Source organism: Agrobacterium sp. 16-2014-1-2a, from assembly GCF_053522705.1.
Genome location: NZ_JBNWBX010000005.1, coordinates 69,927 through 93,478, shown reverse-complemented (window position 1 = coordinate 93,478; position 23,552 = coordinate 69,927). Strand labels below are relative to the sequence as shown.

Below are 23,552 nucleotides of genomic sequence, written 5' to 3'. Positions count from 1 at the left end.
TTCCAACGCTATGCCCTTATGGTCAGTATTTGGTTAAGGCTCGCGCCTGGGCTTCGCATCTGGCGTGGACTTTACCGGGGTCAGCCATTACATCCGGGCGGTTTCCTTTTTCATTCCGCCGGGGCATGTTCGCCACATCATGGCAAAAGATTCGTCCGATCTGTTTGGGGCTCTGTTCGACCCGCCGTCGCTCACGCGCACGGTGCCCGTTCTCGTGCCGATGCCGGCGCCGGGACCCTACAGTTATGCCGTGCCTGACGATATGGTGGTGGAGACCGGCTCCATCGTTCAGGTGCCGCTTGGACCACGGCAGGTCTTCGGCGTGGTGTGGGACGATGCAGGAGAGAAGAGCGTCGATCCGAAAAAGCTGCGGCCCATCACCAAGAGTTTCGAGTGCCCGCCGCTGAAAGCGGAAATGCGGCGCTTCATCGACTGGGTTGCCGCTTACACGCTTTCTCCGCCCGGCCTTGTGGCGCGCATGGCCCTACGCGCGCCCGCCGCCTTCGATCCCGAACCCATGATCGAGGGGCTGCGGCTGACCGAAGGCAGGCCGGAGCGCCTTACTCCCGCGCGCGAGAGAGTGATGGAGCTGGCGGCCGAGGTCCATGGCTGGACGAAGAGTGGCCTTGCCCATGCCGCCGGCGTTTCTACCAGCGTTGTCGATGGTCTGGTCAAGCAGGGCGTATTCGAGACGGTTTTTCTGCCCGCGCCGCCCGTTGTGGCCGAGCCTGATCCTGACTATGCCGAGCCGCGACTGGAAGGCCCGCAGAAACAGGCGGCATCGGAAATTCTCGAGGATGTGCGCAAGGGTGGTTTCCATGTTTCACTGATTGATGGTGTGACCGGCTCCGGCAAAACCGAGGTCTATTTCGAGGCGGTGGCGGAAACGCTGCGACAAGGCAAGCAGGTCCTCATCCTGTTGCCGGAAATCGCGCTGACCGCGGCCTTCCTGGATCGCTTTCACGACCGCTTCGGCGCCAAGCCGGCTGAATGGCATTCTGACCTGTCGCCGCGCATGCGCGAAAAGGTCTGGCGACAGGCGGTGACGGGTGAGGTGAAGGTGGTGGCCGGCGCGCGCTCGGCGCTGTTCCTTCCCTTCGACAATCTCGGCCTCATCATCGTCGATGAGGAGCATGACCCGGCCTACAAGCAGGAAGACCGCGTCTTTTACAACGCCCGCGACATGGCGGTCGTCAGAGCCCGGATCGGGGATTTCCCGGTGGTGCTGGTCTCCGCCACGCCGTCAGTGGAAAGCCAGGTCAACGGCAGTTCTGGCCGCTATAATACCATCCATCTGCATACGCGCTTCGGCGATGCGGCGATGCCCGATCTGCATCTGATCGATATGCGTCGCCATCCGCCGGAAAGGGGAGGGTTTCTTTCGCCGGTTCTCCTGCGCGGCATCGGCAAAACCATCGAAAAGGGCGAGCAGTCCCTGCTCTTTCTCAATCGTCGCGGTTACGCGCCGCTGACGCTCTGCCGGGTCTGCGGTCACCGTTTCCAGTGCCCGCAATGTTCGAGCTGGCTGGTGGAGCACCGGTTCCGCAATCAACTGCAATGCCACCAGTGCGGTCACAACGAACCGACGCCGGACCATTGCCCGGAATGCGGCACCTTCGATCATCTGGTGGCCTGCGGGCCGGGGGTAGAGCGGATCGCGGAGGAGGTGGAGAAACATTTTCCCGAGGCCCGCACCATCGTGCTCTCCTCTGACCTGATGGGCGTCAAGCGGCTGCGTCTGGAGCTGGAGGCGATCGTCAAGGGAGAGGCGGACATCGTCATCGGCACGCAGCTGGTTGCCAAGGGGCACAACTTCCCCCTTATGACGCTTGTCGGTATTGTCGACGCCGATCTCGGGCTTGCCAATGGCGATCCGCGCGCAGCGGAGCGAACGTTCCAGCTGCTCTCGCAGGTGACCGGTCGCGCCGGGCGAACCGGGCTGAAAAGCCACGGCCTGTTGCAAACCTACCAGCCGCAACACCCTGTCATGCAGGCAATCGTGTCCGGCGATGCATCTGCCTTTTACGAAAGGGAGATCGTGGAGCGGGAAAAAGCCGTTCTTCCGCCTTTCGGACGGCTTGCCTCAATCATCGTTTCCGCCGATACGCGTGCGGAGGCCGAAACCCATGCGCGGGGTTTAAGGGCAGCAGCACCGCAGGTTACGGGCATCATGCTGCTCGGCCCGGCGGAAGCGCCGCTGGCGCTTATCCGTGGCCGGCACCGTTTTCGTCTGCTGGTGCATGGGCGGCGCAATTCCGACATGCAATCCTTCCTTCGAACGCTTCTGGCCAATGGCCCGAAGGAACGGGGCAGCGTGCATGTGCAGCTCGATATCGATCCGCAAAGTTTCCTTTGAACTTTATCAATGGGGACGTTTTCCCGCTGTCATGACCGTGTCATAACGCAGCAGGCAAAAATGATTTGGGGAACGAGATGGAGTTTTATTTTCCCGCCGAATTCGGCGAGCAGCTGGCCTTCGGCGCTGCGGTGGTGTCGGTCGTGATCGGCCTCTTTTTCATGTTTGCACCAGGCGTTACTCTGCGTGCCTTCGGTCTGCAGGCGATCGGCGAGCGCCGGGATGGTTACGCGCTTGTGCGCTCGTCGCTTGCCGGTTTTTATCTCGGCCTCGGTGCTTCCGCCCTGCTTCTGGCGCAGCCCATGGTCTATCTCGCCTTCGGTGCGGCTTTCGGTCTCAGCGTGTTCGGCGGCATTCTCTCCATTCTCTCGGATGGAGGCGCAACAGCGCGGAATTTCATACTTCTGGTTGTACACCTTCTGTTGTCTGCACTGTCGTTGAGCTACGTGTTCGGACTGGTCTGAGACGGGCTTTTTGGCTTTTGTGCCGCACCTGCGGCGCATCCTGGGCGGAATCGGAAAATTTAAACGCATTCCCCCTTGCCCAAACGGCGCTTTCCGCTATTACGCGTGTTGCGAGTCCCGGCGTCCTATGCTAGACGGACCGCGAAATTGGGAAAAGGCAGGGGGGAATTCCGGTCTTTTTCGGGGAAATTGAAACGATTTCAAGAATTTGATGCGGAGGATCCCCCTCGCTGATGTTCTTGGACGATTAGCAGGGAAAAAGTGCCCGTGGCAGATACCTCCCATGGAACATCCGGTGTAGCCGAAAGGTATGCATCGTCGCTTTTCGAGCTTGCTTTGGAAGCGGGTGCGGTCGAGGCAGTTGGAGCCGATCTGGACAGGTTCGGCGCACTTCTCGATGGAAGTGACGATTTGAAGCGTCTGGTTGCGAGCCCGGTGTTTTCTGCCGAGGATCAGTTCAAGGCAATCACCGCAATCTGCGAGAAGGCCGGTATTGCTGGTCTTACTGTCAATTTCCTCAAGGTCGTTGCGAATAACCGCCGTCTGTTTGCCGTTCCCGGCATGATCCGCGCCTATCGCTCCATTGCTGCTGCCCATCGCGGCGAAATTACCGCCGAGGTCACCTCGGCACATGCGCTCGACGAAGCGCAAGAAACTGAACTGAAGGCGGCGCTGAAGAGCGTTACCGGCAAGGATGTGACGGTTTCCGTTACCGTTGATCCTTCGATCCTCGGTGGCCTGATCGTCAAGGTTGGTTCTCGCCAGATCGATACGTCTCTTCGCACCAAACTTTCCACCCTTAAGCTTGCACTGAAAGAGGTTGGCTGATGGATATCCGCGCCGCGGAAATTTCCGCAATTCTGAAAGATCAAATCAAAAATTTCGGCAACGAGGCGGAAGTCTCGGAAGTCGGTCAGGTGCTTTCCGTCGGTGACGGTATCGCCCGCGTCTATGGTCTCGACAATGTTCAGGCCGGCGAAATGGTCGAGTTTCCTGGCGGCGTTCGCGGCATGGCGCTCAACCTCGAAGCCGACAACGTCGGTGTGGTTATCTTCGGTTCCGACCGTGCCATCAAGGAAGGCGACACCGTAAAGCGGACTGGCGCTATCGTTGACGTTCCGGTTGGCCCGGAACTGCTCGGCCGCGTCGTTGACGCCCTTGGCAACCCGATCGACGGCAAAGGCCCGATCAATGCCGCCAAGCGTTCGCGCGTGGACGTCAAGGCTCCCGGCATCATTCCGCGTAAGTCGGTTCATGAGCCGATGTCGACCGGCCTCAAGGCTATCGACGCCCTCATCCCGGTTGGCCGCGGCCAGCGCGAGCTCGTCATCGGAGACCGCCAGACCGGCAAGACCGCGATCATTCTCGACGCGATCCTGAACCAGAAGGCCATTCACGACAATGGTCCGGAAGGCGACAAGCTTTATTGCGTCTACGTTGCTATCGGCCAGAAGCGTTCGACCGTTGCCCAGTTCGTAAAGGTTCTGGAAGAGCGCGGCGCCCTGCAGTATTCGATCATCATTGCTGCCACGGCTTCCGACCCGGCTCCGATGCAGTACCTTGCACCGTTTGCCGGTTGCGCCATGGGCGAATACTTCCGTGATAACGGCAAGCACGCCCTCATCGGTTATGACGACCTTTCCAAGCAGGCCGTTGCTTACCGTCAGATGTCGCTTCTGCTGCGCCGTCCTCCGGGCCGCGAAGCTTATCCGGGCGACGTCTTCTACCTTCACTCCCGTCTTCTGGAGCGCGCTGCAAAGCTCTCCGACGAAATGGGTGCTGGCTCTCTGACGGCTCTGCCTGTCATCGAAACCCAGGGCAACGACGTTTCGGCGTTCATTCCGACCAACGTGATCTCGATCACCGACGGCCAGATCTTCCTTGAAACCGACCTGTTCTACCAGGGTATCCGTCCGGCCGTTAACGTCGGCCTGTCGGTTTCGCGCGTTGGCTCTGCGGCCCAGATCAAGGCGATGAAGCAGGTCGCCGGTTCGATCAAGGGTGAACTTGCCCAGTATCGCGAAATGGCCGCCTTCGCCCAGTTTGGCTCGGACCTTGACGCTTCCACGCAGCGCCTGCTTAACCGCGGTGCCCGCCTGACCGAGCTTCTGAAGCAGCCGCAGTTCTCTCCGCTCAAGACGGAAGAGCAGGTCGCGGTGATCTTCGCCGGTGTCAACGGATATCTCGACAAGATCCCGGTCGCGCAGGTCGGCAAGTTCGAGCAGGGTCTGCTCTCCTACCTCCGCTCGGAAGGCAAGGCGATCCTCGACACCATCCGCACGGAAAAGGCAATCAGCGACGATACCAAGAGCAAGCTCAAGGGCGCTCTCGATAGCTTCGCGAAGTCTTTCTCGTAATTAGGGCTCTTTTACTCGGACGGATAACGGATGCCTTCACTAAAGGATCTGAAAAACCGCATTGCCTCCGTAAAGGCGACGCAGAAGATTACCAAGGCGATGAAAATGGTCGCCGCGGCGAAGCTTCGGCGCGCCCAGGAAGCTGCGGAGGCCGCCCGGCCTTACTCTCAGCGCATGGGCGCCGTTCTTGCCAACATCGCCAAGGCGGTAGAGGCGGACGTCGCTCCGGCGCTGATGACCGGCACCGGCAAGGACAACGTGCATCTGCTCGTTGTCTGCACCGCTGAACGTGGTCTTTGCGGCGGTTTCAACTCGCAGATTTCCCGTTTTGCCCGCGATCAAGCCCGCAAGCTGATTTCCGAAGGCAAAACGGTCAAGATCATCACGGTCGGCAAGAAGGGTTACGACAGCCTTCGTCGCGAATTCGCAGCTAATATCATCGAGCGCATCGAACTGCGCGAAGTGAAGAAGGTCGGTTTCGAAAACGCCGACCAGATCGCCAAGAAGGTGATCTCCCTGTTCAATGCGGGTGAATTTGACGTCTGCACGCTGATCTACTCGGAATTCAAGTCCGTCATCAGCCAGATCCCGACCGGTCTGCAGCTTATTCCTGCCGCAGTCCCTGTTGTGGAAGAGGTTGAGGCAACGCAGAGCGCCGTCTACGAATATGAGCCTGATGCGGCTTCTATTCTGGAAGACCTTATTCCGCGCAACATTTCGGTTCAGGTTTTCCGGGCTCTGCTCGAAAACGTTGCCGGTGAAATGGGCGCCAAGATGAGCGCGATGGACAACGCAACGCGCAATGCCGGTGATATGATCAACAAGCTGACGCTTTCCTACAACCGTCAGCGTCAGGCTCAGATCACCAAGGAACTCATTGAAATCATTTCGGGCGCGGAAGCGCTCTGAGGTAAGGAAAGAGGGTAAGGATAATGGCTAAGGCAGCTACCCCCAAGAAAACCGCAGCGGTGAACGGCGCGGGCAAGGTTACCCAGGTTATCGGCGCTGTTGTCGACGTGGCGTTCGAAGGCGAACTGCCTCCGATCCTCAACGCGCTCGAAACCGATAACAACGGCAACCGCCTCGTTCTGGAAGTCGCTCAGCATCTCGGCGAAAACGTCGTACGCACGATCGCCATGGACTCGACCGAAGGTCTCGTCCGTGGTCAGGTCGTCGCTGATACGGGCGCCCCGATCGAGGTTCCTGTCGGTCTGGAAACGCTCGGCCGCATCATGAACGTCATCGGTGAGCCGGTTGACGAAGCAGGTCCGATCGTAACGGCCAAGAAGCGCGCCATCCACCAGGACGCACCGTCTTACGTCGAGCAGTCGACTGAAGGCCAGATCCTCGTTACCGGCATCAAGGTCGTTGACCTTCTGGCTCCTTACGCCAAGGGCGGCAAGATCGGCCTGTTCGGCGGCGCTGGCGTTGGCAAGACGGTTCTCATCATGGAACTGATCAACAACGTCGCCAAGGCGCACGGTGGTTACTCGGTATTCGCCGGCGTGGGTGAGCGTACCCGCGAAGGTAACGACCTCTATCACGAAATGATCGAGTCGAACGTCAACAAGCTTGGCGGCGGCGAAGGTTCCAAGGCAGCTCTCGTTTACGGCCAGATGAACGAACCGCCGGGCGCCCGCGCTCGCGTCGCTCTGACCGGTCTGACGATCGCTGAAAACTTCCGCGACGAAGGCCAGGACGTTCTGTTCTTCGTGGACAACATCTTCCGCTTCACGCAGGCTGGTTCGGAAGTGTCGGCTCTTCTCGGCCGTATTCCTTCGGCTGTGGGCTATCAGCCAACGCTCGCAACCGACATGGGCCAGATGCAGGAGCGCATCACCACCACGAACAAGGGTTCGATCACCTCGGTTCAGGCGATTTACGTTCCCGCCGACGACTTGACCGACCCTGCACCGGCCACGTCGTTCGCGCACCTTGACGCAACGACGGTTCTGTCGCGTTCGATCGCAGAAAAGGGTATTTACCCGGCTGTTGACCCGCTCGACTCCACCTCGCGCATGCTTGACCCGATGATCGTCGGTGAAGAACACTACGAGGTTGCCCGTAAGGTTCAGTCGACCCTGCAGCGCTACAAGTCCCTTCAGGACATCATCGCCATCCTCGGCATGGACGAACTGTCGGAAGAAGACAAGCTGACGGTTGCCCGCGCCCGCAAGATCGAGCGCTTCCTGTCGCAGCCGTTCTTCGTTGCCGAAGTCTTCACCGGTTCTCCGGGCAAGCTCGTCGCACTCGAAGACACGATCAAGGGCTTCAAGGGCCTGGTCAACGGCGAATACGACAGCCTGCCGGAAGCAGCTTTCTACATGGTCGGTTCGATGGAAGAAGCCATCGAAAAGGCAAAGAAGCTGACTGCTGAAGCTGCCTGATTATGAATTGGCGGGCGCGTGGTTCGACCACGCGCCTTGCCGACGATGACGGTGAAACCGGAACGGCTTTGCCGGCGTTTTAATAAAAGTCCGTGACGCCCGCGTAATTGAAAAGAAGTGAATAGCCATGGCTGACAGTTTCAAATTCGATCTCGTTTCCCCGGAACGTCTGCTCGTTTCCGAAACGGTTACGGAAGTCGTCATTCCGGCTACGCTGGGTGAGATGACGGTTCTGGCCAATCACGCGCCCACCATGACGACGATCAAGCCGGGCCTGGTGACGGTGAAATTCGCCTCTGGCGAAACCCATAAATACGTCGTTTTCGGTGGTTTTGCCGATATTCTTCCGACAGGTTGCACGCTTCTCGCCGAATCCGCTGTTTCGGCTGACGATATGTCCCCTGACACGCTGCAGAAGCGCATCGATTTGGCCAAGGCCGAAATCCAGGAAGGCAATCATCACCACGAACATCTGACCAAGCTTGAAAAGCATCTCTACGAACTGACGAACCTGCATGAGGTTCTCGTCGCCGCTTGAAAGCACCGGGCGGGTTCGAAAGAATGACTGTCCACACAATACCCAAAACAGAAAGCGGCCGTTTCGGTCGCTTTTTTGTTCTCGGCCACTGCCTGTTTTCTTAAGCAGGCAGAAAATCTGAGTTGTCGTTCCAGTAGAAGCGCCTCGGTCCGCTCATTACGTTTGCGGAAATCGATTCCGATTTTCAGGGCGATAGGCTAGACATGAGGGTGAAAAGTAACATCGCTGTTGTCGATCGAGAGCAGACGAGAAGTCATGTTTCTTGTCATGGAGGGATGATCGCCGTGTCGATAGAAGCCAGTTATCGAAGGGTCGCAAGATCCGCGCTGCGACAGGGCGTCCTTAGCACGGGTGAGCGCGCCGTGCCGGAGGAGGTGCCGGTTGCCTTTTCTTACGGCGGCAGCACCCATGCCGTGATGATGGCTAGTCCCGCTGATCTTGTCGATTTCGCCGTCGGCTTCAGCCTGACAGAGGGCATCATTTCGGCACGCACCGAAATCCGGGCGATAGAGGTCATTGAAGCCGGGCAGGGCTATGATGTCCAGGTGGATCTGATGGACGCCGAGGCCGATGCCCTGCGGGCGAGACGGCGGCATATGGCAGGTCCGGTTGGTTGCGGTCTGTGCGGGATCGAATCCATAGAACAGGCGGTTCGCGTGGTCCCCGATCTCAGCGGCGTGAGAATGTCGATCCACGGTGATGACATCGTTGCTGCGGTGAAAGCACTGAGCGACGCACAAAGCCTCAACCGCGAAACGAGAGCCGTTCACGGTGCGGGTTTTTATAGTCCTCAAGATGGTTTGCTTGCGGTGCGCGAAGATGTCGGTCGCCACAATGCGCTCGACAAGTTGGCCGGTGCTGTCGTGAATGCCGGTATTTCCGCCAAGACAGGCATTGTTGCCGTCACCAGTCGCCTGTCGGTGGAGATGGTTCAGAAGACAGCGATCCTTGGTAGTCCGGTTATGGCAGCAATTTCGGCTCCTACCGCGCTTGCCATCGAAACTGCCGAGAGTGCGGGCATCACGCTTGTTGCGCTGGTGCGGGGTGAAGACTTCGAAATCTTCACCCGTGCGGACCGTGTTATTTTATAATGCCAGTTGCCGGTCGGCATTGGCATCCGGGGTTCGAAGCATACTAAAACTCCGCCCATTCGGGCGCAGCATTTCCGTGAGACCTTGCCGTTGCGTATCGCGGCTGTGGTGCTGTCAGCCTCGTTATTGCAGCGGGTCTTTTATTGATCTGCTGGGCGGATGATATCTGTCCTTCGCGCGATATTCTAAACTGCCGCAACAATTCGTGCAGGTTGTCCGCTTCATTGGCGAGGCCGTGGCTGGCGGCAGTGGTTTCTTCCACCATGGCGGCGTTCTTCTGAGTCGCCTGATCCATAACGTTGACGGCTTGGTTGATTTCTCTCAGACCGTTGGCCTGTTCGCGCGAGGCCTCGACGATGGCCGAGACGTTGGCATCGATTTCGCCCATTTGCGATTGAATATCCCGCAGCGCACCGCCGGTTCTGCCAACCAGATCGACGCCATTGGCGACCTGTTCGCGGGAGGTGTTGATGAGGGACTTGATTTCCTTGGCAGCAACGGCGGATCGTTGCGCGAGTTCCCGCACCTCTTGGGCGACCACAGCGAAACCCTTGCCCGCTTCACCGGCACGGGCAGCTTCCACGCCGGCATTCAGCGCCAGAAGATTGGTCTGGAATGCGATGTCGTCAATGACGCCGATGATGTTGGTGATTTCACCGGAGGAGCGCGAAATCGCGTCCATAGCGGAAATTGCCTGCTGAACGACTTCACCGGAATGTTCGGCATGTTCTCTCGTGCGCAACACCAGTTTCCCGGCCTCGCCGGCGCGCTGGCTCGCATCGGTCACGGTGGTGGTGATTTGCTCCAGCGCCGCTGCTGTTTCTTCCAGCGAGGCCGCCTGCTGTTCGGTTCGCTGCGAGAGCTGATCGGCGGCTATGCGGATTTCACCCGAGCCGGATGCGATTGTCGAGGCATTGTGAGCGATCGTCTGCATGGTGGACTGAAGTTTGCCGACCACGCCGTTGAAGTCCTGGCGCAATTTCTCCATGCTGGGCACGAAGCTGCTATCGAGGCGCTGCACCAGGTCACCCTCGGCCAGTGCCTGCAAGGCATCGGCGAGAAGGGTGATGGCGCTCATACGCGGCGTCACGTCGGTTGCGAATTTCACAACCTTCACCACCTTGCCTGTCTCATCCAATACCGGGTTGTAAGCGGCCTGGATCCATATCTCCTTGCCGTTCTTTCCATAACGAACAAATTCGTCTGAGATGAATTCTCCGGATGCCAGCCGCGGCCAGAAATTGGCATAGGCTGGCGATGCTGCATAGGCCGGATCGCAGAACATACGGTGGTGCCGGCCTTCGATTTCCTTGAGGTCGTAGTTGACAGTGGCGCAGAAATTCGGATTGGCGGTAATGATCGTACCATCCGGCAAAAATTCGATGGTGGCCTGGGAGCGTGAAAGCGCTTCGAGTTTGCCAGCATCTTCTACAGCCTTGATCTTCTTGGCTGTGATGTCGGTCGCTATCTTGACAACCTTATAGGGTTTGCCTGACCTGAAGACGGGGTTGTAGGAGGCCTCGATCCATATGGTCGATCCATCCTTGCGTATGCGGCGATATTCCTTGCCCTGAAATTCGCCGCGCGCAAGAGATTCCCAGAATTCCTGGTATGCGTGCGATGCGACAAATTCCCGGTCGCAGAAGATACGATGATGCTTGCCGACGATCTCTGCGAGATCATAGCCCAGCGTCACACAGAAATTGCTGTTTGCCGTAAGAATATTGCCTTTAAGATCGAATTCTATGACTGCCTGCGATCTGGATATCGCATCGAGCATATTTCGATTGTCTGCGCTTTTCCCTAACCCCAGCATTAACGTCCCCCAAATAGCGGCCTCGGCGCGCGCTGCCGCACAGGAGGTGTGGTCGGCGCCGTATCATGTTGAACAACGAACAGGTTCTGCCGCCAAAGGCAGCAATGCAGGCACTTGCGACTTGTCAGCCTCGGTCAGGTATCGGAACCCGCGTGATGTGATGTAGGCGCGATACTGTTCGTCGGCTTTTAATATTAGATATCTATAATATTAAAATGTTCTTATTTAATAAAAGAGACGGTCATGAAAACAAAAACCGCCGGGCAGGTGCTCCGGCGGTTTGGTTCAATGGTCAATAGTCTCGTATTTGAGCCTTTGTTCTTAGGTTGCCTAAGAACGCGAACCGGCCGTCATGCAAAGGAATTGCAACGATCAGGCGGCGAGATCTTCCGCTTCGGTTCCCTTGAACATCTTTGCAAGGTTCAGGAAGCAGATCATGCCATGTTCGTTGGCAATGATGCCTTCGGAGTAGGACTTGTCGAAAGAGGCCGAGATTTCCGGAACCGGCTGGACCTGATTTGCCGGGATCGTCAGAATGTCCGAAACGCGATCGACGAGCATGCCGATGACCATGTTGTGCACTTCGGCCACCACGATGGCGCTTCTTTCATTTGCGACGGTGCTTTTCATTCCGAGTTTGTGTGCGAGATCGATGATCGGAATAACCGAACCGCGCAGGTTCATGACGCCGATGACGTCTTTCGGCGCGTGGGGAATGGGCGTTGAAGGCGCCCAGCCGCGAATTTCGCGGATAGTCGTCGTCTTCACGCAGAATTCCTGATCATGCAGGCGGAATGCGATGATTTCGAGCGTCTCGCCGCCAAAGTTGGTAGAGTTTATCATTGCCATCAGAATTCTTCCCAATGCTCGCTGTGGAGGCCAGCGCAAGTGCACCGACACTTGCATATGCGAATTTGGCGTTCTGCCTGGTGCCTGAACAGCCGGAAACAATATTTTCCGCCTTCAATGGAAGATTCGTAGCATGAGATGGTTTCGCAAACCTAAATGCGAAGACTTCAATATTCTTTCTCGTAAAATATACCGGCTGCACCTTCGCCATTACCGCCCGCTTCACCGCGCAGCTTCACGCCGCGCCCGACATCGAGGTTGATGATGGCCTTTGCGCCGGAATCGCCGCTTTGCTGCAGTTCGAGATAGGTTCGCTCGTTGAGATATTTGCCGGCGGAAACGCGGGCCTGGCCTTCCGAATCCGTCGAGATGTCGAGATCGTCGACACCGAGATTGCTTCGGAGCTTGTCGAACAACGAGGTGGAGCGCCCACCGGCAAGCTGGGCTGCCGCATCCGCCAGCCGCGCGATCTGCAAGGCCGAGAGCTTGGACATGGATTGGCCGAAGATCAGCTGTGCCATAACCTCATCCTGCGGCAAAGCCGGGGTTGAGGAGAAGGCGAATGTCGGGTCGTTGGCATTGCCGGAAACCGCAACGGTGATGGTGGCGGAACCAGCGGTGGACTGCGCCTCCATATCCAGAACCGGCACGAGGCCGCCGCCGAAGGTTATCTTGCCCGTATTGAAATCGAGACGGCGGGTGAGAATTTCGAGCCGTCCACGGCGCATTTCAAAACCGCCGGAGATGACGGGAACAGCTGCCGTACCGCGAATGGTCAGATTGCCGGTCAGTTCTGCGTCGATGCCGCGTCCGCGCACGAAGATGCCGCTCGGTGCGTTTATCTGAAGATCGAGATTGATGGTCGATGAACTACCACTGCCGCCCTGATCGTTGCCGAGTGCCTTTACCTGCGCCCGCACCTGCGGCGGGGCGTTCTTGTGCTTGACGTCGATTTCCGTCAGCGAGGCTGGAAGTTTCTCCGGGATGGTGATGGCGCTTCTGTCCAGCGTCAGCTTGCCGCCAAGCACGGGCGAATTCAGAAGCGGACCCTTCAGTGTCAGCGTGCCGCTCACGATTGTCGTCACCAGTGTGCCATCATTGTAACCGGCGCGGTCCAACGTGATCGTGATGTCGGCTGGAAAGCCCGAACCGCCCGTTATACCGACGCTACCCGTTCCCGAGATCGTTCCACCGCCAGCAAGCTTTCCCGTCAGCCGGGATATGACGGCGCGATCACGATCGAAGGTGACCGTTGCTGCCAGCCCGTTGACCGTGAGGTTACGGCGCACATCGGTCAGGCGCGTACCATCGGTGGTGATGCTGCCGGTAACGACAGGCGCGGAAGCGCTGCCGGAAATCTTCACATCGATGGCGGCGGTGCCGTCCACATCGAGGCCCTGTGCTGCGGTTTGTGCGGCAACGGCGGAGAAGGGCAACCTCCCGGAAAAGGCCATGGAAAGCGGACGGTTACCGGCAATGCCGAGGGAGCCGCCGCCCGAAAGCGACATGCCGCCCTGACCGGTTACATTCGTATCGATCTGCAGGGTGCCGCCGGCGAAACGGCCGTTTGCCTTGATGCCGAGCGCTGCAAGCCCTGCCGCACGCGTCTGGACAACCTCGGCATTCGTCCAGTTCAGATTATAATCGACCGCCGGGTCTGAAGCCGTGCCCTTGGCGCTGACCGTTCCGGATATACTCCCCGCCGCATCCAGCCCGGTGGCGAAGGCATTTGCGAGGTTCGCGGGAAGCGAGCGGATATTGGCGTTGATGTCGAGTGTCGAACCCGCCGTGCCGTTTACCTCGACGCGCCCGTCGCCGGTGATGATAGTCAGACCGGAGATGCGGGCCGTGCCGTTCTCGATCGCAATTGTACTCGGCTTTTCAAGCCGTACGGCAATGCCCTTGGGGGCGGCCGAGAAGGCATCGAGCCGCACGGTCATCGGCGATCCTGCGGTATTGGCACTGCCCTTTACCACGAGCGGCGCATTGTCGTAGCGTCCGTTGACATCGAAGTTGGTGGTCGTGCCGGAATGGCCAATGGTCGCATTCAGCGCCGAAATCGCCGCGGTGCCAGCATTGACGCTGTCGGCGCTGACCTTGCCGTTGATGGCGAGCGCCCGAAGGTCGTCAATGGAGATATCGGCAGCGAGCTTCGAAATAACCGTTGTGCCCTGGCGGATACTGCCGCCATTCGCCTTTATCGTCGCGGCAATCCGGCCGTTATCGTTACTGAGTACGATGTCGCCGGCAATATCGCCATCTGCCTGTTGCGCGGCAAGTGCCGCCAGCAGGGCCAAGTCCGGGAAATTGAACGACAGATTGCCAGATGGCAGGAACTGTTGCGAGAATTGCAGCTTGCCGTTCAAGATGTTGCGACCCACTGCCACATGAAGCTCGGGTATTGCCGTGCCGTTTTCTGTCTGCACCACATTGGCGTTGGCGTCGATCTTCTGCCGGTCGAGGCTGCCGCTGGCGGTCAGTTTTGCCTGCGGTGCGGCCGGATCGGCCTTGCCTGCGGCATTGACCTTCAGGGCTTCAAGCTTCCGTCCGGCAAGAGTGGCACTTTCGGAGCTTAAGGTGACATTGAAGTCGGGCGCGGCAAGCGCGCCGCTGGCTTCAATTGCAAAATCGGCAACGCCCTTTGCCTGTGGCGTCAGTTTTTCGAGAGCGGGAAACTTGCCCGTCAGATTGGCGCTCAACGCGTCGTCTTCGAGACTGACATCACCTGTCGCTTCAATTGTTCCGGATTTGACCACGAGGTTCTGAACGCTTGTGCGCCCGCCAATGATCAGGTCGATATCGCCCTGCAAAGCTATGGTGGTATCGAATTTTTCCGCCAGCGCTGGCGGCAGGGTGGCGGGCAACGCAAAGAGCTGCACGCTGGATGTCAGGCGATTGTTGGCGAGGTCGAAACTGCCGTTCAGCGTTCCGCCGACACTGGCGCTCTCCAGCGTCGCGCCGTCAAAGCCGATGGTCGACGAGGTGAGGCTGACCGGCGCCTTGATGGTGACCGGCGCACGCACTAGCCGGTCGATATCCGGGCTGACGAAGGACGATTGTGCCACGGAGAGAATGGTGTCGATGGTGCCGCTGCGATCGGCAATGTTGAGATTGCCGCTCCTGGCCGTCAGCTTGACATCATCAAGCCTACCCTGTGGCAGGGAAAGGCTGCGCAACGATGCCGTGGTGTTGAGATGAGCGGCATCAGCGTTGCCCTTCAGGGAAAGATCAATGCCATTGATGAGGGCCTGGATCTCGCCATTGTTCAGCGGCCAGCGGAAATCCACTGGCCCGGCGGTGCCGATGAGGTTGGCACTAAGATCGTTCTGGCCGTTCGGATCCACGGTGCCCGAGGCAGTCAGCAGCAATGTGCCGGTTTCCAGCGTGCTGCTGCCGATTTCGATGCGGCCCTGTGGTGAGAGCGTGGCGTTTGCATCAAGTTTCGTCTCGCCGGCAAAAAGCTGCCGGAAAGCGGGGGGCAGAAGCAGATCGGGCTGGCCGCCGCCTGCGACCTCGATACGCCGCGTGCCGTCGTCTCCAAGTAGATGGTGGCCGGTGACGTTGAGCACGGGGTTGCCGGCGACGTTGCCGCGCAGAGTGCCGGTCCAGTCAGAAAGCGGACCTTCACCGTTCACATCGATCGCCACGGCGGGTGTGCCCGGAAGCGAGAGCAGCGTGGCCAGAAGCCCGCCCTCGGGCTCCTTCATCTCCGCTTTCAACTTCAAGACATTTTCATTCGGCAGAAACGCGATGTCCGCATTGATGGCAGCGTCCGGCGTGCTCTGCCGGTGGGCGGTGAGCGATAGCCTGATATCGTCCTGCGCGGCCTTGAGATTGCCCTCGGCGGTCAGCTCGAAGTCGCGGCCAAGAAGGGATTGTCCGAGGCTAATATCGGGGAAATCGAAACTGTCGATGTCGATTTCAATCGGCAGGGACGAACTGCCGGAGCTTTTGGTCGATGTTTGCTCAGCGGGAAGCGGTTTGCGATCGACATCAATCGATCCGGCCGACACCCGGTCGGCGTGGAAGGTTCCGGCAAGAAGCGAGAGCGGCGACCAGTCAACGGCGATCTGGTTCACGCGGGCGTAAGGTCCCTGCCGATCCGAAAGGGTGACATTGTCGAGCCGCAGGCGACCGGTCAAAAGACCGCTGGGTGGAGAGATTTCGATTGTCTGGTCGGGCGTGGAAACGAGCGATGAAATCTGCTTTGCGGCAATTCTTGCACCCATCGGGGTAAGACCGACGAACAGAACCGCAAGCAACACCAGCACCACGCCGCAAAGAGCAGCGTAGCCCAGCCATTTCAGCAATCGAATCAACGTTGTCATCAAGCGTAATCTACACTTTGTTGCTAGGGTGTTCGATGGCGGCGTTTAAAAAGACTGGCCGATGCCAGCATAAATGCCGAAATTGTTGCCACCATCATATTTTTCAAGCGGCATGGCGACATCAAGACGCAAAGGCCCAAAGGGCGTTGCGTAACGCAAACCAATACCGGCGCCAGCCCGGATATCGGAGAAATCAGGGGTCACGCTGTCGGATACCACACCCGCATCGATGAAGGGCACGATTCCGATCGTATCGGTGACCTTGATACGGGCTTCGATGGAGCCAACCACGTAAGAGCGGCCGCCAGTTGCATCACCGGCTGCATTATAGGGCGATATTTCCTGGTAGCTATAGCCGCGGACGGATCCACCGCCGCCGGCATAAAAGCGCCTTGTGGTCGGTATGTCCTGCAGATTGCTGCCGCCGACGAGCACGCCGCCGGAAAGCTTTCCGGCCATGATCAAGCGATCTTCGGCGCCGAGTCCCTTATAACCCGAAATAGAGCCTTCAAAGGAGGAAAAGAAAGTGCCGTTCAGCGCTTCGTAGCTGGGCTTGGCGGCCACCGATGCACGAAAGCCTTCAGTGGGGTTGAGCTTGTCGTCGCGCGTATCGCGAACGAATTCCAGCGGTATGGAGGTGGTCAGATATTTGTTCTTGCCGAATGCGTCTTCGGTATCTGCCCACTGCACCTCGAGACCGGCGGCTGCGGTATCGGTGTCGTTCAGCTCATAACTGAAACCGGCGGCTCCAGTTATGGTCTTGGCCTCATAGGTATCGGGATGTTCGGTCTTGGCGATCAGGCTGGTCTTGAATGTGGTGCGCGGGTTGAACATGCCGGGCTTTGTGAAGGTGATGCCCGCCGAATAGTCCATGCCTTCAACGCTCGATGCTTCGGCGATGCGTGAAACCGAACCCTCGATCCGCAGCGATTCCGCCTGCCCGAACAGGTTCCTGTGGCCCCAATACCCCTGGAGGCCAATGCCTTCCGTGGTGGAATATTGTGCGCCGACGCCGAAATAACGGTGCTTGCCCTCTGACACCTCGATGGTGAGCGGAATGGAGCCATCGCGCGACAGCGTTCCTGCTTCCTTGATTGTCAGGCTGGAAAAGACGCCGAGCTGGCGTAGCCGGTCTGCGGCCTTGCGCAGTTTTTCCGGCGAGTAGGGTTCGCCGCCATTGAGGCGCGAATAACGGCGGATGAAGTCGCCGTCGACGGTTTTTTCGCCGGTGACGGTAACCGCGCCGAGGGGTGCCACGGGGCCACCTTCGGCAGCCATGGTAATATCGACCGTGTTCGTCGCGTGGTTTGCAACGGCCTCGCGTTTCGTCAGCTTCGCAAGCGGGCGGCCTTCGGCTTTCAGATCATCGATCAGCTTGTTGCCGGCGCGGATGATTGCCAGAGATCCGGCATCGCCGCCGGTGACGAGACCGTATTCTTCAAGGTTGCGGCCCGTCACATCGCCCTCGAGCCTGATATTGCCGAGCGTGAAGACCGGGCCGGGGGTGACGGTTATGACAACGGGCACCGGAGCGGAGTGATCGAACACCGGATTGGGTGGCAGATCGTCCACATCCTTGCCGGCGACCGTGACCTTGACGATGCCGCCATATCGGGCGTTTTCGTAAAGCGCTGCGATCAGCCTGTCCCTGTCATCACGCGCCTTGATCAGAAGGCCGAGATCGCCGGAGGCCGGTTTGTCCTTGTCGGCCAGAAGAAGCGAGCTGTTTTCCAGGCTGCCTTTGAGAGATTTGTCTGCATCAGCAGCATTCAGCGTCACGGCATATTTGACCGGATTTATAACTTCGATCTCCGGTTCTTCCGAACCCCAGAGACGCACGCCGAACAGCTTGAAAGCAAAAGCATCGCGAGTAAACGCCGGGTACAGGGCGAACGTAACGGCAACCGCAAGAGCGGTGCCAGCTTTCCGATACGCAATACCTGTCTTCGGGTTAGTCCGTGTTCTTCGCATAAGCTGCTTTATGGTTGAGCATTTATTATGGCTCTGACCCGTTTCCTGTCCGTTAACAGTGCAGTTTAATCATAAATAAACGGCGTTGAGGACCCTTCGGACTGTGTTTTGCCCGCCTTAACGCAAAAAGCCCCGGATGACCGGGGCTTCTGTGCAACGGTATCTCGTGCAGCTATTAACGGCAACGCGCCGTGTAACGCTGACCGTACTGGTCGCGATAATAGCAATAGCCCGGTTCGGATGCATTGCCGATCAACGCGCCGCCAACGCCACCGATCGCCGCGCCCACTGCCGCGCCACGAACGTTGCCCGTGATAGCGCCGCCCAGGACCGCACCGGAAACGGCACCGATCGAAGCACCCTTTTCAGTCTGCGTGCAGCTTGCAAGCGACAGGCCGACCAGCGCAAATATGATTGCCTTTTTCATGAAACTCTCTCCAACGTTACAATGAGCTCTTCGGCTCGGTAGGCGTCCCATATTTATCTGCGGCGACTGCTACCTCCGACCGCCACAGATAACTAACAATTCGATACCGTTTAGGGAAGCCTCCTCTTTCAGGCGTTCTTCCGCGCGTAAATCGATTGCGTCCCAAACAACGGCGCCGTTTGAAAAAGGTTCCAAATTTCCGGGTTTTTTGATGTGAATCAATTTTGTACTTTTCATCGGCGTCTATAAACGGTTTATTGGAATGGTTCAAAACAACGGCGAATTGACGCAGACGTGGTTAAAGCAGCTCGCAAGGGTTGACGGTCCCGGTGTCGAGGCAGAAAACGATCTGGTCAATTCTGGAGCATGGCATGGACTTCGAGGCATTTTTTACGACGGAACTGCAGAGCCTGCATTCTGAGGGACGCTATCGCGTTTTTGCGGATATCGAACGCCAGCAGGGGAATTTTCCCCGCGCGACACGGTACAACGCCAATGGCGAGCGCAAGGACGTAACCGTCTGGTGTTCCAACGATTATCTGGGCATGGGCCAGAACCCCAAAGTCATCGAAGCCATGAAAGCCGCCATCGATCACTGTGGCGCGGGTGCGGGAGGCACCCGCAACATTTCTGGGACCAACCATCATCACGTCCTGCTGGAACAGGAACTTGCCGATCTGCACGGCAAGGAATCGGCGCTGATCTTCACGTCGGGTTACGTTTCCAACTGGGCGACACTCGGCACACTTGGCCAGAAAATTCCGGGCCTCGTCATTTTCTCCGATGCGCTCAACCATGCCTCGATGATCGAAGGCATCCGTTACGGCCGTTGCGAGCGGGTGATCTGGAAACACAATGATCTCGAAGATCTCGAGGCGAAGCTCAAGGCAGCCGATCCAAGCGCGCCGAAGCTCATCGCCTTTGAATCCGTCTATTCGATGGATGGCGATATCGCCCCGATCAAGGAAATCTGCGATCTTGCCGATCGTTATGGCGCCATGACCTATCTCGACGAAGTCCATGCCGTTGGCATGTACGGACCGCGCGGCGGCGGCATTGCCGAGCGCGAAGGCCTGATGGATCGCCTGACGATCATCGAGGGAACGCTCGGCAAGGCTTTCGGCGTGATGGGCGGTTATATTGCCGGGTCCACGGCGGTCTGTGATTTTATCCGTTCTTTCGCCTCCGGTTTCATCTTCACGACGGCCCTGCCGCCGTCGCTCGCTGCCGGCGCAATCGCCTCGATCCAGCATTTGAAGGCAAGCCCCTTTGAGCGCGCCCGCCATCAGGACAGGGTGCGCAAGCTGCGGGGGCTTCTGGATGCACGCGGCATTCCGCATATGGACAATCCCAGCCATATCGTACCGGTCATGGTGGGCGATGCCGCCAAGTGCAAATGGATTTCGGATATCCTGCTCGACAATCACGGCGTCTATGTCCAGCCGATCAATTATCCAACCGTGCCGCGCAAGACCGAGCGTCTGCGCATCACGCCGACACCGCTGCACACCGATGCCGACATCGAACAGTTGGTCGGCGCGTTGCACCAGCTCTGGTCGCATTGTGCGCTGGCGCGGGCGGTGGCTTAAGGCCGCAGTTCAAACAAGAGAAAATCTGGCCGCGTTTACGCGGCCTTTTCTTTGCTGGCGATCAGTTCCCGCGCGTGATTGCGGGCTTCCCCGTCCGCCGAAAATACGTCTTCAATGCTGTTGGCTGATCGGCCGTCATGCATGCGGTCCATGACCGTTTCGACGATTTCGGCCATATCGAGAAAACCGATGCCGCCTTCGACGAAGGCGTGAAAGGCGGTTTCTTCGGCGGCATTCAGGGCCGCGCCCTGCAAGCCTCCGCGCTCCAGCGCCGTGCGCGCCAGTCGGAGTGCTGGAAACCGGGTTTCATCAGGCGCTTCGAAATCGAGCCGCGCCAGTTTGGCGAAATCCAGGCGTTCGACATTGAGATTGCCGCGCTCAGGATAGGTGAGGGCATAGGAGATGGCGGTGCGCATATCGGGCGAGCCGAGCTGGGCGATGTAGGAGCCATCAGTATAACCCACCATCGAATGTATGATCGACTGCGGATGGACGATCACTTCGACCTGATCGGGCCTGAGATCGAAGAGATATTTCGCCTCGATCATTTCCAGGCCCTTATTGAACATGGAGGCGCTGCCGATCGATACCTTCAACCCCATAGACCAGTTGGGATGGGCACGGGCGATATCTGCCGTGACATTGGACATCTGCTCACGCGACCATGTGCGGAACGGTCCGCCGGATGCGGTGAGTACGATGCGCTCCACGGCCTGTTTGTGATCGCCCGTCAGGCACTGGAAGATCGCGCTATGTTCGCTATCGACCGGGATCAACCTGCCGCCGCCCTGTTTGACCGTGCGGAGGAAAACATCGCCTGCGGAAACGAGGCATTCCTTGTTTGCAAGCGCTATGTCTGCGCCGCGCCGTGCGGCTGTCAATGTCGGGGCAAGACCAGGTGTTCCGGCAATCGCTGCCATTACCCAGCCGGCCTCCATCGAGGCCGCTTCTTCGAGGCCGGATTTGCCTGCCGCAACTTCAATGCCGGTGCCGGCAAGGGCCGCTTTCAGCGCTTCGTATTTGCCATCCTCGGCGGTTACCGCAAGCTGCGCGCCGAATTCACGCGCCTGTTGCGCCAGAAGATCGATGTTTCCGGCGCCGGTGAGCGCCAAAACCTCGAATTGTCTGCGACCACCCAGCTGACGGACGACATCCAGTGTGTTCGTACCGATCGAACCCGTCGAACCCAATATCGTCAGCCTGCGTGGCATTTCACTGGTATCTGTCATCTTCCGTCCGTCGGTCGTTTCCGGTTGCCCGAAACCGATGCATAGTTTCTGGCGACATGCACTAGCCTCTACTCGTGAAAACCGATCATAACAAGGACACAGCCGGGCTATTGTTTTTGCGGATGGCAAAGCCATATGCAAGAAAAACGATGTGAGAATATTGATGCGACGTTTTCTGGTTTCCAGCGGTTGGATTTTTGCGGCAAGCCTTGTGCTGGTTCTGGTCTTTATTCCTTTCGACCCACGCCTTTCGGAACATGCTCAAGCCCTGCCGGGAAGGATAGTTTCCTTCAATCGCTCCATTACCGATTTCGGTACTTTCAGCTGGATGCTTTATTCCACCGGCGCTCTTGCCATCCTCGCCTATGTCGGCGCGCGGGTCCTGCAGGCGCGGACCTACGCCGGGCGGCTGAGAACGGCATGGCGGCTTCTCGCTTACTTCTTCCTGACGATCGGAACGGCGAGCATATTGGTCCACACGCTGAAATTCCTGATCGGGCGGGCGCGGCCGGAGCTTTTTCTGGAAATGGGTGCCTATAGCCTCACGCCTTTTACCGGTGACAATCTTTATGAGAGCTTCCCGTCAGGCCATTCGACGGCTGCCGGAGCGTTTTTCGGTGTTTTCGCCATGCTGATGCCGCGCTTCCGCTGGGCGTTCCTGCTGCTTGCGCTTGTCATTGGTGTTTCACGCGTCATCGTCGGCGCGCATTATCCAAGCGATGTGGCCGCCGGGCTGTTGCTTGGCATGTGGACGGCCATGGCCTTCGCCTTTATCTTTGCCCGGTCCGAAATGCTTTTCCGTTTCGATGCACATGGTTGGCCACAGCCGAAAAATGCAAACCTGCCGCCGGCGGATGCACGATAGAGACGTTTAACGGACAGGGGGGCGGTGATGGAAGAAGCGAAAGTCGTGCCGAAGAATGACGGCAGGGCCGTTCAGCACATCCGCACGTCCGTTGTCGTGGCCGGTGGCGGGCCGGCCGGCCTGATGCTTGGCCTTTTGCTTGCCCGCAGCGGTATAGACGTAACGGTTGTCGAGAAACATGGAGATTTTCTGCGCGATTTTCGCGGCGACACCATTCACCCCTCCACGCTTGAACTGATGGAGCAGCTGGGTTTCGCCGAGGAGTTCCTGAGCCTCCCGCATACGCGTGCGCCACGGCTGAACGCAGTCATCGGCGGCGAGCGTATCACGATCGCAGATTTTTCGCGGCTGCCGGTCCATCATCGTTTCATTGCCTTCATGCCGCAATGGGATTTTCTCAATTTTATCGTCGGCAAGGCCGGGCAATATGAGAATTTCCGGCTGCTGATGAATGCGCCGGTAACCGGCCTGATCGAGAGCGACGGGCGTGTTGGTGGCCTCATGGTCAATACGCCGGAAGGCCCAATCGAGATCGCCGCTGATCTGGTGGTGGGCGCGGATGGCCGCAACTCCATCGTCCGCGAGGCGGCGGGACTTGAAGTACAGCACTTCGGCATCCCGACCGAGGTGCTTTGGATGCGCCTTTCGAGACAGCCGGGTGATCCGGCCGACACCATGGGCCATGCGGGTTCGCGGCAGGGTTTCGTGATGATCAACCGCGGTGACTACTGGCAATGCGGGTACGTGGTGCGCAAGGGCTTTTTCGCTGACATGAAGATTGAGGGACTTGAAGCCTTCAGGAACCGGGTTGCGGAAATCTGCCCTTTCCCGCGCGAGAGGCTCGACGAAATTACGAGCTGGGATGACGTGCATCTGCTCACCGTCCGTATCGATCGGTTGAAGCGCTGGTGGAAGCCCGGCCTGATCTGCATCGGCGATGCGGCCCATGCCATGTCGCCCGTCGGCGGTGTCGGCATCAATCTTGCCATTCAGGATGCGGTTGCTGCGGCCAATGTTCTGGTGCCGGTATTCACATCCGGCCGGACCATTGCCGATGATGACCTCGCCGCCATAGAGAAACGGCGATCCTTTCCAACCAAGGCCACGCAATTCTTGCAGCGGATGATGCGTGTCGGTCGCAAGAAAGAGCAGACGGAAACGGCGGAAAAGCCGAAAGGCCCACCCGCCATCGTGCGGGCGATCATGCGGTTTCCACTTTTTGCCCATCTGACCGGCAGGCTGGTGGGGTTGGGCTTTCGTCGGGAAAAGATCGAGACGGTGTGAC

17 protein-coding genes are annotated in these 23,552 nt (G+C 58.5%); 11 read left to right on the top strand and 6 right to left on the bottom strand.

Annotation, left to right across the window (positions count from 1 at the left end; translation table 11 throughout):
- The first annotated feature begins 139 nt into the window (after positions 1-139).
- From ACQZ45_RS16430 to fdhD, 8 genes are all read left to right on the top strand, one after another.
- Complete coding sequence (locus ACQZ45_RS16430; RefSeq protein WP_113291882.1) at positions 140-2,356, top strand: primosomal protein N'; 2,217 nt, start codon at positions 140-142, stop codon at positions 2,354-2,356.
- A gap of 77 nt (positions 2,357-2,433) precedes the next feature.
- Positions 2,434-2,820, top strand: coding sequence for an AGROH133_08824 family phage infection protein (locus ACQZ45_RS16425; protein WP_113291854.1), 387 nt, complete (start codon positions 2,434-2,436; stop codon positions 2,818-2,820).
- 261 nt (positions 2,821-3,081) lie between these two features.
- Entirely contained in the window at positions 3,082-3,648 is a 567-nt protein-coding gene (locus ACQZ45_RS16420; RefSeq protein ID WP_448742380.1) for a F0F1 ATP synthase subunit delta, read from the top strand.
- The gene (atpA, locus tag ACQZ45_RS16415) at positions 3,648-5,177 is read left to right on the top strand and encodes a F0F1 ATP synthase subunit alpha (protein WP_003516747.1); all 1,530 of its coding nucleotides are present in this window, start codon (positions 3,648-3,650) and stop codon (positions 5,175-5,177) included. Before ACQZ45_RS16420 ends, atpA begins: the two co-directional genes overlap by 1 nt.
- A 30-nt stretch (positions 5,178-5,207) precedes the next feature.
- Positions 5,208-6,086, top strand: coding sequence for a F0F1 ATP synthase subunit gamma (locus ACQZ45_RS16410; RefSeq protein ID WP_003516748.1), 879 nt, complete (start codon positions 5,208-5,210; stop codon positions 6,084-6,086).
- A 23-nt stretch (positions 6,087-6,109) separates the two neighbouring features.
- Entirely contained in the window at positions 6,110-7,564 is a 1,455-nt protein-coding gene (atpD, locus tag ACQZ45_RS16405) for a F0F1 ATP synthase subunit beta (protein WP_003516750.1), read from the top strand.
- 127 nt (positions 7,565-7,691) lie between these two features.
- Complete coding sequence (locus ACQZ45_RS16400; protein ID WP_003516751.1) at positions 7,692-8,102, top strand: F0F1 ATP synthase subunit epsilon; 411 nt, start codon at positions 7,692-7,694, stop codon at positions 8,100-8,102.
- A 275-nt stretch (positions 8,103-8,377) separates the two neighbouring features.
- On the top strand, positions 8,378-9,193 hold the full coding sequence (gene fdhD, locus ACQZ45_RS16395) for a formate dehydrogenase accessory sulfurtransferase FdhD (RefSeq protein ID WP_003516752.1): 816 nt from the start codon (positions 8,378-8,380) through the stop codon (positions 9,191-9,193).
- A 43-nt stretch (positions 9,194-9,236) separates the two neighbouring features.
- On the opposite strand, the gene ACQZ45_RS16390 is transcribed toward fdhD, so the two are convergent.
- The 5 genes from ACQZ45_RS16390 to ACQZ45_RS16370 all read right to left on the bottom strand — a co-directional run bounded on the left by ACQZ45_RS16390 (position 9,237) and on the right by ACQZ45_RS16370 (position 18,584).
- A complete protein-coding gene (locus ACQZ45_RS16390) occupies positions 9,237-11,009 on the bottom strand; it encodes a methyl-accepting chemotaxis protein (RefSeq protein WP_035252390.1) in 1,773 nt (590 codons plus the stop codon).
- A gap of 372 nt (positions 11,010-11,381) precedes the next feature.
- Positions 11,382-11,858, bottom strand: a complete 477-nt coding sequence (locus ACQZ45_RS16385) for a chemotaxis protein CheW (protein WP_003504949.1) — start codon at positions 11,856-11,858, stop codon at positions 11,382-11,384.
- A gap of 167 nt (positions 11,859-12,025) precedes the next feature.
- The gene (locus tag ACQZ45_RS16380; RefSeq protein WP_113291856.1) at positions 12,026-16,186 is read right to left on the bottom strand and encodes a translocation/assembly module TamB domain-containing protein; all 4,161 of its coding nucleotides are present in this window, start codon (positions 16,184-16,186) and stop codon (positions 12,026-12,028) included.
- Positions 16,187-16,231: 45 nt separating this feature from the next.
- The gene (locus tag ACQZ45_RS16375; RefSeq protein WP_019566066.1) at positions 16,232-18,157 is read right to left on the bottom strand and encodes an autotransporter assembly complex protein TamA; all 1,926 of its coding nucleotides are present in this window, start codon (positions 18,155-18,157) and stop codon (positions 16,232-16,234) included.
- Between the two features lie 175 nt (positions 18,158-18,332).
- On the bottom strand, positions 18,333-18,584 hold the full coding sequence (locus ACQZ45_RS16370) for a YMGG-like glycine zipper-containing protein (protein WP_003492347.1): 252 nt from the start codon (positions 18,582-18,584) through the stop codon (positions 18,333-18,335).
- 371 nt (positions 18,585-18,955) lie between these two features.
- Here ACQZ45_RS16370 and hemA point away from each other — a divergent pair, with 371 nt between their 5' ends.
- The gene (gene hemA / locus ACQZ45_RS16365) at positions 18,956-20,173 is read left to right on the top strand and encodes a 5-aminolevulinate synthase (protein WP_019566067.1); all 1,218 of its coding nucleotides are present in this window, start codon (positions 18,956-18,958) and stop codon (positions 20,171-20,173) included.
- A gap of 35 nt (positions 20,174-20,208) precedes the next feature.
- Here the strand turns inward: hemA and dxr are convergent, their stop codons facing one another.
- On the bottom strand, positions 20,209-21,402 hold the full coding sequence (gene dxr, locus ACQZ45_RS16360) for a 1-deoxy-D-xylulose-5-phosphate reductoisomerase (protein ID WP_112153241.1): 1,194 nt from the start codon (positions 21,400-21,402) through the stop codon (positions 20,209-20,211).
- A gap of 163 nt (positions 21,403-21,565) precedes the next feature.
- Between dxr and ACQZ45_RS16355 the strand changes: the two genes are divergently transcribed.
- The gene (locus tag ACQZ45_RS16355) at positions 21,566-22,267 is read left to right on the top strand and encodes a phosphatase PAP2 family protein (protein ID WP_065662999.1); all 702 of its coding nucleotides are present in this window, start codon (positions 21,566-21,568) and stop codon (positions 22,265-22,267) included.
- Between the two features lie 27 nt (positions 22,268-22,294).
- Positions 22,295-23,551 carry an FAD-dependent oxidoreductase gene (locus ACQZ45_RS16350; RefSeq protein ID WP_038492321.1) on the top strand — a complete coding sequence of 419 codons (1,257 nt, stop codon included), beginning with the start codon at positions 22,295-22,297 and terminating at the stop codon, positions 23,549-23,551.
- Position 23,552: the final 1 nt, after the last annotated feature.